A 13,324-nucleotide genomic window follows, 5' to 3' on the forward strand; every position below is an offset into this window, starting at 1 on the left:
GGTCACGCGGTGACCTCAACCCCAAGCGAAACCCGCCCCTTCCGCCCCGCCGACCTCGGCACGCTCTCCGTGCTGGCCTGGAGCGGCGAGGCCCCCGACGGCAGCGACATGCCCTACCTGCTGGCCTACTCCCTCGGTGACGCCGAAGGCGGTCCCGAGGCCACCGCGGCCGCCGTCGGGGCGCTGCTGGAGAACAACGGACTGCCGGTCGGCGGCGACCTCGTCGACGGCACCGACCGCCCCGGTCTGCCCGTCACCCTGCTCGTCGAGGCCGGCCACGCGGTTCTCAGCCTGGCCCCGCTCAACGCCCAGTGCCCCGCGCCCGAGGAGTGGCTCGCCGCCGTCGCCGAACGGGGTTACGCCTACCTGGTGTTCACCACCCGCCCCTGGCCCGCCGCCGAGCCCGGCAAGCCCGTCACACCCGAGGCCCTGAAGGAGTTCGCCGGGGCCGAGGAGACCCTGACGGCCGCCGCCCACGTGGTGCTGCCCGCCCGCAGCCTGCGCGGCTGATAGCGAGAGCCGCGGGCACCGGCCGGGGCTTCGCACTGCTGACGGCGGCCGCGGGCGCGGCCGGTCTGCTCGCCTCCTGGGTCATCACCCTCGACGAGTTCGCACTGCTGAGGAACCCGCGCTTCGTGCCCGGGTGCAGCCTGAACCCGGTGGTGTCCTGCGGCAGCGTGATGAAGAGCCGGCAGGCCTCGGTGTTCGGGTTCCCCAACCCGATGCTGGGCCTGGTGGCCTACGCCGTCGTGATCTGCGTCGGCATCAGCCTGCTGGCCGGCGCCCGCTTCCCCGCCTGGTACTGGCTCACCTTCACCGCCGGCTGCGCCCTCGGCATCGGCTTCGTGTCCTGGCTGCAGTTCGAGTCGCTGTACCGGATCGACGCGCTGTGCCTGTGGTGCTGCCTGGCCTGGGTCGCCACCATCCTCCTGTTCTGGTACGTCACCTCCTTCGCCGTACGCCACCGGTTCCTGCCCGCGCCGCACCGGCTGCGCGCCTTCCTCGACGAGTTCACCTGGGTGCTCCCCCTCCTGCACACCGGCGTCGTCGGCATGCTGATCCTGACCCGATGGTGGGATTTCTGGACGGGCTGAACAGCGGAATTCCGGAATCACCGAAGAGCGGACCGGTGACCGGCCGGCTGGTGAACAGCCCACTAATGCTGCACCCGGGCGAATTGTGAGCTGATGCCGACAGTGGCTCGTTACCCGGTACGGACGTCGCTCCTCCCGTATCCGAAAGGCCCGTACCTGACATGAAGCCGACCACCCGAGGAACCCTCGCCGCCGTCGTCACGGGCGTCGCCGTCGCCGTGGGCGCCGGCGCCACGCCCGCCGCCGCGACCGGCACCGTCCCCGTGCCGGTGCCCCTGGACGGCGTCGAGAAGTCCCTCCACATGGAGATGCCCCAGCTCGGTGTGGAGCTGCCGCTGCTGATCCCCGGCGTTCCCGAGACGCCGCGCTACGTCCAGGGACGGCTCATCCCGGAGCACGCGCTGCCGCGGGTGCCGCTGAACGGCGTGCTGCCGGGCGTCGACCTCAGGGTCCCGCTGCCGCACGCCCTCGGCCCCGGCTTCGACCACGTCGGCGTCGACCTCCCCGCCTCCGACCTGCGCACCCTCACCCCCGGCCTGGCCCTGGACGCCCCCCTCACCGCGCCCGACCCGCAGCATTACGGCATGCCGCAGCTGAAGACGCCCGAGATCGGCGTGCTCGGCCCGGTCCTGCAGACGGTCGTCGGCGGCGACCTGGGGGCCGGCCCCGGCAAGTGAGCACCGCCGTACGAGCGCTTTCGGCCGTTCCGTGGGCCGGATGACGGCGCGGCGGTGACCGGGCGGCCCCTCGGACGGTTACCGGTACCGACACAGGTCGGTGAACCGGACGAGGAGTGAGCATGGTCGTCGGAGTCGGTGGTGTGGCGGTGGGCGCGGAGCCGGGATCCGGGCGGCCCGGCAGAGCCGCGCCGGGGGGACCGACGCGGCGCGAGCTGACCCGGGGGCTGTTCGCCTCCGCGGCCGCCCTGGCCCTCGCCCCGGTCGTCGCCGCGTCCCGCCCGGTGCTCCCGGCGGGCGGCCCGGCGGGCACCTCCTTCGACGAGACCTACCGCGGCCGCCGCATCCGGGGCGCCCTGGTACCGGCGGCCGGACCGGCCGCCGGCGACGGCGAGTGGCAGGTCACCGTGGACGGCCGGCCGCTGCACCTGATGCGGCGGGCCGACGGAAGCTGGCTCAGCATGGTCGACCACTACAGCTCGTACCCCACCCCGCTGGCGGCGACCCGGGCGGCCGTCGACGAGATGGGCCCGGGGCAGCGGCTGCGCGATGTGGCGCCGGGCCCGATGGGCGGGGGACACATGCACACGGGGGCGGCGCATGGCGTACGTGCGTAAGGACGTCAGCAGGCTGACCGCGGCCGAGCGCAAGCGGCTCGTCCAGGCGTTCCTGGAGGTGAAGCGGCGGGGCGAGTACGACGACTTCGTGCGGACGCACATCGAGTACTACACCCCCGACGGCGAGGACGGACTGCGCGCCGCCCACATGACGCCCTCCTTCCTGCCCTGGCACCGCCGCTTCCTGCTCGACCTGGAGCGTGCCCTGCGCCGGGTGGACCCGTCGGTGACGGTGCCGTACTGGGACTGGACGAGGAACCGTTCGGCGTCCGGGGTGCCGTGGACGCAGGACCTGCTCGGCGGGACCGGCCGGGCCCGCGACCAGCAGGTGATGACCGGTCCCTTCGCCTACGCGGCGGGCCACTGGACCATCAGGGAGGGTGTCACCGACGGCGAGTTCCTCACCCGGGACCTGGGCCGTGCCCGCGACCCCTTCGACCTGCCCACCCGGGCCGAACTCGACCGGGCGCTGGCGGACCCCGTTTACGACGTCGCGCCGTGGGACTCGACGGCCACCCGGGGCTTCCGCAACAAGCTGGAGGGCTGGGGCGCCGGCAGTGGCAAGGCGTCCTGGCACAACCACAACCGGGTGCACCGCTGGGTCGGCGGCGCGATGGCGGGCGGGGCCTCCGTCAACGACCCCGTCTTCTGGTTCCACCACGCCTTCGTCGACCTCCAGTGGGAGCGCTGGAAGTCCCGGCACCGGGGGCAGCGCTACCTTCCGGCGAAGCCGCCGGGCCCCCGCGACCCGCAGCACGGCAGGATCGTCGCCCGCACCGAGAAACTGCCCCCGTGGGACGTCACCCCGGAGTCCCTGGAGGACATGAGCCGGATCTACCGGTACGCGTGAGGGGTCGCGGGGCTACCGGTACCGGTGAGGCGGCGCTCGGGTCTGCCGGTGCCCGTGAGGCGCTCGGGTCTGCCGGTTCCCGTGAGGCTTCCCTGGAGGGACGGGAAGAGCCCCGGTGCGCCGGGCGCCGGGGCTCCTCGTGGGCGGTGGCTCAGGAGCCGTAGCCGCCGTTCTTGCCGTCGCCGCTCTTGAGGTGGCCTTCGTTCGTGCAGTGGTCGCCGAACGCCGGGTTCAGCAGACCGATCACGTCGACCGTGTCGCCGCACACGTTCACCGGGATGTTGACCGGGACCTCGATGACGTTCCCGGACAGCACGCCGGGCGAGGCGACGGCCTCGCCGTTGGCGCCCGCGTCGGCCAGGGCCAGGCCGGCTCCGCCGATCACCACGGCGCCGGTGCCGAGGGCTACGACGGCGGCCTTCGCGATGCGAGACATCACGTTCTCCTTTGGTTGCCTTGTTGCTCGGGGAGTGCGCCGGCAGGACCAGCCGCCGCACTCCCCTTTCAACGCCGCCACCTGTGGCTGGTCACGCCGATCACCGGACGATCACTCCAAGGGCCGGGGGCGGGCGCCGCCGCCGTACCCGGCGGTCGCGCCCGTGCGGCCCGCCCGGGCGCCCCGGGTGCTTCCTGCCCCGCGCCCCGGCCGTCGGCGTGCCATGCTGGGGCGCGACTACCCGGAGGTGGCACAGGAGATGGACTGGGCTCGGTTCGCGCAGCAGTTGGCGTCGATGGCACGGGACCTGCTGGCGCAGGAGTCGGTCGACGCCACCCTGGCGAGGATCACCGCCTCGGCCGTGGAGCTCGTGGAGGGCTGCGACGCGGCCGGCATCCTGGTGCTGCACGGCGGCAAGGTGCAGTCGCTCGCCCCCACGGAGCAGCTGGTCGTCGACAGTGACCGGCTGCAGGAGCGGCTGGGCGAGGGACCCTGCTTCGACGCGGTCCGCACCAAGGAGGGGGAGCGGGTCTTCCGCATCCCGGACTTCAACGAGGAGCAGCCGCGCTGGCCCGCCTACGGTCCCGCGGCCCACCGGCTCGGCGTCGGCAGCATGATGGGTTTCCTGCTGTACACGGAGGACGAGGAACTCGGCGCGCTGAACGTCTACTCCCGCAGGCCGGGCGCCTTCACCGAAGCCGGCGAGCTGGCCGGCTGGCTGCTGGCCTCCCACGCCGCGGTCGCCTTCTCCAGCGCGCGTACCCACGCCCAGCTGGAGCGGGCCGTCGCCACCCGCCACCTGATCGGCGAGGCCATGGGCATCCTCATAGGGAGCCACCAGCTCACCGAGGAGCAGGCGTTCGCCGTGCTGCGCCGCTACTCGCAGGAGAACAACATCAAACTCCACGAGGTCGCCCGCCGGGTCTGCGAACAGGGCAGCCTCGCCTGACCGCTCCGGGGGGGGGCGTCGACAACCAGCCCTTTTGGCGGGGGACCGGCGACGGACGCGCCATGACCGGCGCGTCCCCGCCCGCATCGAACCTGACCTGCGCCCCCGGCAGGACTCGAACCTGCGGCCAAGCGCTTAGAAGGCGCCTGCTCTATCCACTGAGCTACGGGGGCCGGGTGTGCTGGCCTCGTACGAACTGCCCTGGTGCGGGCCGGTCCGTGACGTTGCCGGGGACAAGGATAGAACTCCCCGCTCCTTGTCCCTGTCGCTTCGCCTCCGTGGCTCAATGTGGAGGTTCAGTGAAGCGGTCCTGATAATCGCAGGCAGGTACGAATCGTGCATCGCTTTTGACGTCCGACGCACCGGGTGTTGTGCACTCGTTATGCCTGGACTGTGCCTCCGTCCCAGTCGTCCCTTCCGTCCGTTGTGTTCTATCGGCGCGCAGACATGTCTATATGCTTCAGAATTCCCCTAAAATTGGGCATTCTTCGCATGTGGTGACCTTGGACGTACGGCCTCAGCTGCTCGACACACTTTCCGCCCTGCGCGACCGTGTCGCGGCCGCACGCTTCCCGCTGCCCCTGGCGGGGGCCGCACGCGCGCGCGCCAACCGCGACGAACTCCTCGCCCAACTCGACGACTATCTGGTGCCCCGCCTCAAAGAGCCCGAAGCGCCGGTTCTGGCCGTCGTGGGCGGATCCACCGGCGCCGGCAAGTCGACCCTCGTCAACTCCCTCGTGGGGCGCCGGGTCAGCGAGGCGGGCGTGCTGCGCCCGACCACCCGCACACCGGTGCTGGTCTGTCATCCGGAGGACCACCACTGGTTCAGCGGGATGCGCGTGCTGCCCGACCTCGCCCGGGTGTGGGAACCGCACCGGGACCCCGGTGACGAACCCATCCTGCCCGCCGAGGACCCCCGGCACGTGCTGCGCATCGAGACCGCCGACAGCCTCCCGCGCGGCCTCGCCCTCCTCGACGCCCCCGACATCGACTCCCTGGTCGTCGAGAACCGTGTCCTCGCCGCGGAACTCATGTGCGCCGCCGACGTCTGGGTGATGGTGACCACCGCCGCCCGCTACGCCGACGCCGTCCCCTGGCACCTGCTGCGCACCGCCAAGGAGTACGACGTCACCCTGGTGACCGTCCTCGACCGGGTGCCCCACCAGGTCGTCTCCGAGGTCTCCCGGCAGTACGGCGCGCTGCTCACCAAGGCCGGACTCGGCGACGTACCCCGGTTCACGGTGCCCGAGCTGCCCGAGTCGGCCTGGGGCGGCGGACTGCTCCCCGGCACCGCCGTCGCCCCGCTGCGCGCGTGGCTCGTGCACCAGGCGCAGGACCCCGGCGCCCGCCGGCAGACCCTGGCCCGCACCGCCCACGGAGTCCTCGACTCCCTCAAGGCCCGGATGCCCGAACTGGCCGGTGCCGCCGCCGCCCAGTACGCCGCCGCCCTGCGCCTGACCTCCGCCGTCGACGCGGCGTACGACAGTGAGCACGCGCGCGTGCGGGGCCGGCTGCAGAGCGGCGCCGTCCTGGCCGGCGACGCCCTCAAACGCTGGCGCGCCTTCCCCCTCGACTGCACCCCCGGCGAACTGCTGGACGCCCTGGTGGAGAGCCTCGCCGCGCTGCTGCTGTGCTCCGTCACCGCGGCCGACGAGCGGATCGACGACGCCTGGCGCCGGGAACCCGCCTCCGCCGCCCCGGGGCTCTCCGACCGGGACCCGTCCCTGGAGAGCGCCGAGCACCGCATCGGACTCGCCGTCCGGCGCTGGCGGCGCGAGCTGGAGGAGTACGCCGAGGACGAGGTGCGTGAGCTCGACCGCAGCGTCGCCCCCGACCCCGAGACGGTCGCCGCCCTGGTCGCCACCGCGCTGCTCGGCGGGCGCCGCACCCGGGCGGCGGGGGAGCGGCTCGGCGAACGGATCGGCGCGCACGGTGCGCTGCGGCTGCGCGACCGCGGGGGACGGCTGCTCACCGAGCACGTGGACCGCGTGCTGCTCACCGAACGCGAGCGCCGACTCGCCCCGCTCGACGCCCTCGACATCCATCCCGAACCCCAGGCCGAACTCATCGCCGCCCTGTCCGTCCTCCAGAAGGAGAGGTGACCGGTGACCGCCGTCACTGACCACGACCACAGGGATCACCTGAAACGCATGGATCACACCAGTGATTACCCCAGCGACGTAGACCCCGCCCCGACCACCCCGAACCACCCGGCCGCGGACCCCGCACCGGAAGCACCCAGGGAACAGGGCCGGGGTCCCGTCCGGGACCAGGGCCGGGATTCCGTCCGGGACCAGGACCGGGGCTCCGCCCCCGATCGGGGTGAGGGCTCCGCGGGACGGGACTCTGCCGGACGGGACTCGGCCGGACGGGACTCGGCCGGACGGGACTCGGCCGGACGGGACTCGGCCGGTCGGGACGCTGTCCGGGAGCAGGGAAGGGCGCCTCTCCGGGAACAAACCGGAGAATCCCGCCGGAACCAGGCCCCTGGCTTCGGCAGGGACCAGGCCCCCGACGCCCGCCTGGACCAAGTTCCGGGTCCTGTCCGGGGCCGGCGCAGAGATTCCCTCGGGGACCGTGCCCACGATCCTCTCAGGGACCCGGTCAGGGAGCCCGCCGCGGACCCGGCGCGCAACCCGGCGCGGGGCTCCACCCAGGACTCCGTGCGCGGCCCCGCACCGGACGCCCCGCCGGACGCCCGACCGGATGCCCCGACGGTCGAGCCACACGGCCGGGACGGCGGAGCCGAGAAGTCCGCGAACGCGCGCACACACACGAACCCGCACATCCCCGCGAACACGCCCACGCACGCCGACCCGCACGCCGCCCCGCACTCCGACGCGCACGCGCACGCGGACCACGCCGACGAGGACGCCGACGCGGACCTCGCCGACCTGGTGGAGATGACCGTCGAGGCGGAGAACGTGCCGCACGCGCGCGTACGGGACCAACGCGTCCAGGGCCGGCGAGAGCGCACCGGCGACACCCCGGACGCCGACGGCACCCCGGCCCCGGCCGAATCCCCCGGCGCGGCCGACGACGTCTGGGACGACGGCCTCATCGCCCGCCGCAGCACCGAGGCCACCGCCAAACCGGCCGTCCCCGTCGTGGAGACCAGGGGCCCGGGCGCCCCCACCCCCGTCCCACTGGCGTACGAGGGCCCCCTGCGTTCCCGCCTCGACGCCCTGCGCGAACTCGTCGGCCTCTCCCGCACCCGCCTCGACAGCCACACCCTCGCCGAGGCCGGCCGGGTCCTGGACGAGGCGGCCGCCCGGCGCAAGCTCTCCGGCCAGCACACCGTCGTCGCCATCGCCGGCGCCACCGGCAGCGGCAAGTCCCAGCTCTTCAACGCGCTCGCCGGCGTGGCCATTTCGGAGACCGGCGTACGCCGGCCCACCACCGCCGCTCCCATCGCGTGCAGCTGGAGCGACGGCAGCGCCGCCCTCATCGACCGGCTCGGCATCCCGGGCCGGCTGCGCCGCCGCCCCGTGCACAACCCGGAGGCGGACGCCCAGCTCCGCGGACTGATCCTGATCGACCTGCCCGACCACGACTCGGCCGCCGTCCAGCACCGCGAACAGGTCGACCGGATCCTGAAACTGGTCGACGCGGTGATCTGGGTCGTCGACCCCGAGAAGTACGCCGACGCCGTCCTCCACGAGCGCTATCTGCGGCCCATGGCCGGCCACGCGGAGGTCATGTTCGTCATCCTCAACCAGACCGACCGGCTCCCCGGCGAGGCCACCCACCAGGTCCTGGACGATCTGCGCAGGCTGCTCGACGAGGACGGCGTGGCGCTCGGCGAGTACGGCGACCCGGGTGCCACCGTGCTCGCCCTGTCCGCGCTCACCGGCGACGGCGTCGGCGAACTGCGCGAGGCGCTCGGCCAGTTCGTGTCCGAGCGGGGCGCGGCGGCCCGGCGGGTCGCGGCCGACGTGGACGCCGCCGCGGCCCGGCTGCGGCCCGTCTACGCCACCGGGCGGCGCCCCGGACTCACGGAAGAGGCGCGCGACGAGTTCGCCGCGCGGCTCGCGGACGCGGTGGGCGCCACCGCCGCGGGCGACGCCGCCGAGCGGGCCTGGCGGCGCAACGCCAACCGGGCCTGCGGCACCCCCTGGCTGCGGCTGTGGCGCTGGCACCAGGGGCGCGGTGGACCCCCCACGGGGCGCCTGCAACCGGCGCCGCCGGAGGAGGAGGCCACCGCACGGCAGCGGGTCGAGCATGCGGTGCGCGCCGTCTCCGAGCGGGCCTCGGCCGGGCTGCCGGCACCCTGGGCGCAGGCGGTGCGCGAGGCGGCCCTGCGCGGCTCGCAGGGCCTGCCGGAGGCGCTCGACGAACTCGCGGCACGGGCGGGACTGCCGCCTGGGCGGCCCCCGCGCCCGGGCTGGTGGCCGGTGGCGGTGCTCGCGCAGGCCGCGATGACGCTTCTTCAGGTGGTCGGTGGGCTGTGGCTGGTGGGGCAGATCGCCGGGTTGACGGCGCCCAACCTGGGGGTTCCGGTGCTGCTGATGGTCTCCGGGATCGTCGGCGGACCGCTGGTCGAGTGGGGCTGCCGGATGGCGGCACGGGGACCGGCCCGGCGGTACGGCCTGGAGGCGGAACGCCGGTTGCGGGAGGCGGCGGCCGGCTGCGGACGGGCCCGGGTGCTGGATCCGGTGGCGGCGGAGCTGCTGCGGTACCAGGAGGTCCGCGAGCAGTACGCGAGGGTCGCTCGGACCGGTGCCGGAGTGGGCTGAGGCTGTCCCTGTCCCGGAGGACGTGGATCACCCGTCCGGGTGGTGGAGTTGTCCACAGCCCGGACGGCCGTCCACAGCTCCCCACGGGCCCGGCCCGGCGGCGGCACTCTGGTCCCGCGGCGATCACGACGGGCGAGGTCCCGGCCCGGTCGCCGCGGTGGACACAGCCGTACGGGACGGGCCCGTGCGGGCATCCGCCCGGCCGCGGCGGCCGGACGAGGGAGGGGTTCGTGATGAACGAGACGATGGTCTGCGCGGTGGGCAACGTGGCGACGCGGCCGGTGTACCGGGAGCTGGCGGCGGGGCCGTCGGCACGGTTCCGGCTGGCGGTGACCGCGCGCTACTGGGACCGCGAGAAGAGCACCTGGACGGACGGCCACACCAACTTCTTCACGGTGTGGGCCAACCGGCAGCTCGCCACCAACGCGGCGACCTCGCTGTCCGTGGGCGACCCGGTCGTCGTACAGGGCCGGCTGAAGGTGCGCACCGAGACCCGGGAGGGCCAGCAGTGGACCTCCGCCGACATCGACGCCGTGGCGATCGGCCACGACCTCGCGCGCGGTACGACGGCCTTCCGGAGGCCCGCCAAGCCGGACACGGCGGCCCCCGCACCGCCCAGCCCGGAACCGGAGTGGGAGACGCCGGCGGAATCCCCGGAACCGGTACCGGCGACGTGAATCCGCCCCCTCCGGCCGCTTCTTGACGGCTTGTCGGCGAATACGCTCCGAAATGCCCACCGGCACGACCGGATGGATTTGTCGACAAGAACGGCCCGTTCGCGCTTCCGCGATAACGATTGCGGCTCGGATCGCTCATCCGACCATCTCACCGCGAAAGGCGGGTCCGGCTGATCCATAGGATGCCGGGCAAGGCCCCTGGGGCCGCTGATTCTGCTGGTGGGACCACCCCCCCCGCGTCCAACGGGTCCTGCTCGAAGGGGAATTCTGTGCTCGCTGCGTTCTCTGGTCCCTCGGCGCCCCGCGCGTCCACCAGGCACTCCGGCACGACCGTGTCCGCGAGAGGCGTGGGCCGCCTCGCCGCCGTGACACTGGCGTCCGGTCTGGTGGCCGCCGCGGTGCTGACCGGTGCCGGCCGGGCGGCGGCCGACGACGGGACCACGCAGAGCCAGAGCGGCGCGTCCGCCACCATGAACGGCCTGAAGACCTACGGCGAGGCCGTGGTGCACGGTGACAGCGGCGACGAACAGGTGGCCGCGGGCCTGTTCGAGATGTCCGTGGACGGCGGCGGCATGCTCCAGACGTACTGCGTCGACCTGCACAACCCCACGCAGCGGGACGCCAAGTACCACGAGACGTCGTGGAGCGGCACCTCGCTGGGCGCCAACAAGAACGCGGGCAAGATCCGCTGGATCCTGCAGAACTCCTACCCGCAGGTCAACGACCTCGCCGCGCTCGCCCGCAAGGCCGGGGCCGGCAGCCTCACCGAGCAGGACGCGGCAGCCGGCACCCAGGTGGCGATCTGGCGCTACTCGGACGGCGCGGACGTGGACGCCGTCGACCCGCAGGCCGAGAAGCTCGCCGACTACCTGGAGAAGAGCGCCGACGGCCAGAACGAGCCGCAGGCCTCCCTCACGCTGTCCCCGTCCGCCGTCTCCGGCCGCCCGGGCGCCCTGCTCGGCCCGGTGACGGTCCGCACCAACGCGCGCACCGTCACCGTGGTCCCGCCGGCCGACGCCGCGCTCAGCGGTGTCCGGATCACCGACAGGACGGGCAAGCCCGTCACCACCGCCCAGAACGGCACCGAGCTCTACTTCAAGGTCCCCGACGACGCCCAGGACGGCTCCGCCGAGCTGACCCTCCAGGCGTCCACCACCGTCCCGGTCGGCCGCGCCCTCGCCTCGGACGGCCGCAGCCAGACCCAGATCCTGGCCGGCTCCAGCGAGTCCACGGTCGCCGCGACCGCCAACGCGACCTGGGCGGACCAGGGCGCCGTACTGGCGCTGTCGGCGGACAAGGACTGCGCCCGGCGAGGCCTGGACGTCACCGCGGCCAACACCGGGGACGAGCCGTTCACCTTCGAGCTGATGAACACCGAGTACACGATCGCCGCCGACACCAGGCGCACGGTGACCGTCCCGCTCCAGGAGGACCAGCCCTACGACTTCACGATCACCGGCCCGCACGACCTCGAACGCCGCTTCACCGGGGTCTTCGACTGCAAGACCCAGGGCACCGACGCCGGCCTCACCACCCAGACCCTCAGCGAACCCAGCCCCGCCTCGGTGGGCGGCACCACGACCGCCAACCTGGCCGCCACCGGCGGCGACTCCGCCACCGGCGTGATCACCGGCGTGGCCATCGGCCTGGTGGTCATCGGCGGCGCGGTCCTGGTGATCCTCCGCCAACGCGAATCCGAACAGACCGACTGACTCCCGTACCCGCAGCGGCAGCCCAACGGCCGACCTGGCGTCCGATCACCCCTCGGGAGTGGGCTCCAGCCCGTAGGAGGGCCTTTCGTCGGCCGGGATGCGCCGGCGGCGCGGCCTGCGCGGGCCGAGGGCTTCGCTGAACGGGCCGGCGATACTGCTCGCTGTCACGAGGTGGCCGGCGATCAGTATCGCGAGGGTCACCTTTTCGCCCAGCGTGCCGGGTACGGGCGGCCGCGGCCCGAGCCGTGCGTCGGCCTTTCCCCGAGGATCGGACGTGACCTGCACGGTGCGGCCGACTTGCGGGTGGTCCTCGACGTCGGCGAAGACGTTGACCGTCGTGCCGTCGGCCAGGCGGACATCGGTATCCACTCCGGTGACGTGGCCATTGTCGGCCGTCACGTCCTCGGCCCTCGTGATCACGCCGGTGGCCGTCACCCCCCGGTCGTGCAAAGCCTGCTGGTCGCCGTCCGCCCCACCTCCCATGACACCGCTGAACACGCCGAGGAACACGACGGCGACACCGACGAACCAGACCGCGGCCCTCCCGTTGCCGACCCGCTCGGCCCGGTGCCTCTTGGCGTACCGGAACATCAGCACCGGCACGCCGAGATAGACCGGCAGGCACCCCAGGATGAGAAAGAGGATGGGAACGTGGAAACCCTCGCGCCACACGAAGACCAGGAACCATTGCGACAGCAGCGAAAGCCCCAACGGGACGGCTGTCGCCACCGCGCACCACACCGACCACCGCAGCGCCCGCGCCGCCCTCCGCACCAGGATGCCCCCCATCCAGCCAGGGTGACCGGCCGCCGGGGCATCCGCAAGATCTCGGCCCGTCCGGAGCAGACGCCCAGGACACGAGCATGACCCGATGGTGCGCCGGTCCCCGACTTCCCCGCTTCCCTGACACCGTGCCCGATGTCCGCCCCCTGTGAGGGAGGCGCCGCAGGAGGGGCAGGGCATCCTCGCCGGGGACCGCCGCGGCCCGGATCATACAGACGGCGATCGTAGAGTCTGGGGGCATGCAACTGCCGCTGAACCATGGCGAGACCGAGCTCATCGAGGTCGTCCGCATCACCGACCCCCTCCGGCACCTCAGCTCGCAGGACCTGGCCGGCGACACTGCCGCGCTCTGGGAGGGAGACCAGGCCCAGCAGGCCCTGTCCCTGATCGCCGACCTCCCAGAAGGTGAGCTGTACCGCTGCTTCCTCCCGGGCTGGGGGATCCGGGCGCACAGCTCCACCCGTCAACTCTTCGAAATAGCCTTCTGCTTCCGCTGCCACGGTGCCCGTCTCTGGGGACCGGGTCTTCCTGCCGGACAACAGGGCCAGACCTTCGACGCGAAGAGCCCTGCCGCACGCGAACTGCTCGACCGATTCAGCTCCTGCCTGCCGAACTGAAGTGGCTCTTACGGCCCAGCAGCCGCCGCACCGTCGCCTCCGCCGGCGGGCACCGCTCCGGGGGATCGGCAGTGATGCGTCGGCAGGCACGGTCTTCCACGGCCGTCCTTGTGCTGTCCTGGAGGACTCCGCGTGCGGAGTCGAGAACCGGACTTCCATCACTCCGGCAGCTTCGT

The 13,324-nt window shown here is 73.2% G+C and carries 13 protein-coding genes and 1 tRNA gene; 11 read left to right on the forward strand and 3 right to left on the reverse strand.

The annotated features are described in order from the left end of the window. The first annotated feature begins 9 nt into the window (after positions 1-9). The 5 genes from AB0G52_RS06595 to AB0G52_RS06615 all read left to right on the forward strand — a co-directional run bounded on the left by AB0G52_RS06595 (position 10) and on the right by AB0G52_RS06615 (position 3,238). Positions 10-510 (forward strand): DUF5949 family protein, encoded by a 501-nt coding sequence (locus tag AB0G52_RS06595; RefSeq protein ID WP_132886897.1) that lies wholly within the window; start codon positions 10-12, stop codon positions 508-510. Continuing rightward, complete coding sequence (locus AB0G52_RS06600) at positions 510-1,094, forward strand: vitamin K epoxide reductase family protein (RefSeq protein WP_361334481.1); 585 nt, start codon at positions 510-512, stop codon at positions 1,092-1,094. Before AB0G52_RS06595 ends, AB0G52_RS06600 begins: the two co-directional genes overlap by 1 nt. A 161-nt stretch (positions 1,095-1,255) precedes the next feature. Then, entirely contained in the window at positions 1,256-1,771 is a 516-nt protein-coding gene (locus tag AB0G52_RS06605; RefSeq protein WP_132886895.1) for a hypothetical protein, read from the forward strand. A 122-nt stretch (positions 1,772-1,893) separates the two neighbouring features. Next, entirely contained in the window at positions 1,894-2,388 is a 495-nt protein-coding gene (locus tag AB0G52_RS06610; RefSeq protein ID WP_132886894.1) for a tyrosinase family oxidase copper chaperone, read from the forward strand. Further along, positions 2,372-3,238, forward strand: a complete 867-nt coding sequence (locus AB0G52_RS06615; protein WP_361334298.1) for a tyrosinase family protein — start codon at positions 2,372-2,374, stop codon at positions 3,236-3,238. Before AB0G52_RS06610 ends, AB0G52_RS06615 begins: the two co-directional genes overlap by 17 nt. Before the next feature lie 151 nt (positions 3,239-3,389). Here AB0G52_RS06615 and AB0G52_RS06620 read toward each other — a convergent pair whose 3' ends face one another. After that, entirely contained in the window at positions 3,390-3,674 is a 285-nt protein-coding gene (locus AB0G52_RS06620; RefSeq protein WP_132886892.1) for a chaplin, read from the reverse strand. A gap of 259 nt (positions 3,675-3,933) precedes the next feature. Here AB0G52_RS06620 and AB0G52_RS06625 point away from each other — a divergent pair, with 259 nt between their 5' ends. Next, positions 3,934-4,623: a GAF and ANTAR domain-containing protein gene (locus AB0G52_RS06625; protein WP_132886891.1), complete on the forward strand. Its 690-nt coding sequence runs from the start codon at positions 3,934-3,936 to the stop codon at positions 4,621-4,623. 100 nt (positions 4,624-4,723) lie between these two features. Here AB0G52_RS06625 and AB0G52_RS06630 read toward each other — a convergent pair. After that, positions 4,724-4,796 (reverse strand) — tRNA-Arg (locus AB0G52_RS06630). A 321-nt stretch (positions 4,797-5,117) separates the two neighbouring features. Here AB0G52_RS06630 and AB0G52_RS06635 point away from each other — a divergent pair. From AB0G52_RS06635 to AB0G52_RS06650, 4 genes are all read left to right on the forward strand, one after another. Next, positions 5,118-6,725, forward strand: coding sequence for a dynamin family protein (locus tag AB0G52_RS06635; RefSeq protein WP_361334302.1), 1,608 nt, complete (start codon positions 5,118-5,120; stop codon positions 6,723-6,725). 561 nt (positions 6,726-7,286) lie between these two features. Then, positions 7,287-9,359 carry a YfjP family GTPase gene (locus AB0G52_RS06640; protein WP_361334305.1) on the forward strand — a complete coding sequence of 691 codons (2,073 nt, stop codon included), beginning with the start codon at positions 7,287-7,289 and terminating at the stop codon, positions 9,357-9,359. Positions 9,360-9,592: 233 nt separating this feature from the next. Then, entirely contained in the window at positions 9,593-10,036 is a 444-nt protein-coding gene (locus AB0G52_RS06645; RefSeq protein ID WP_132886888.1) for a single-stranded DNA-binding protein, read from the forward strand. A gap of 332 nt (positions 10,037-10,368) precedes the next feature. Continuing rightward, positions 10,369-11,748, forward strand: a complete 1,380-nt coding sequence (locus tag AB0G52_RS06650; protein WP_132886887.1) for a Cys-Gln thioester bond-forming surface protein — start codon at positions 10,369-10,371, stop codon at positions 11,746-11,748. Positions 11,749-11,793: 45 nt separating this feature from the next. Here AB0G52_RS06650 and AB0G52_RS06655 read toward each other — a convergent pair whose 3' ends face one another. Further along, the gene (locus tag AB0G52_RS06655; RefSeq protein WP_361334309.1) at positions 11,794-12,537 is read right to left on the reverse strand and encodes a hypothetical protein; all 744 of its coding nucleotides are present in this window, start codon (positions 12,535-12,537) and stop codon (positions 11,794-11,796) included. A gap of 233 nt (positions 12,538-12,770) precedes the next feature. Here AB0G52_RS06655 and AB0G52_RS06660 point away from each other — a divergent pair, with 233 nt between their 5' ends. Further along, positions 12,771-13,148 carry a hypothetical protein gene (locus AB0G52_RS06660; protein WP_361334312.1) on the forward strand — a complete coding sequence of 126 codons (378 nt, stop codon included), beginning with the start codon at positions 12,771-12,773 and terminating at the stop codon, positions 13,146-13,148. Positions 13,149-13,324 lie beyond the last annotated feature (176 nt).

The organism is Streptomyces sp. NPDC021562 (genome assembly GCF_040640875.1).
Lineage (GTDB): Bacteria > Actinomycetota > Actinomycetes > Streptomycetales > Streptomycetaceae > Streptomyces.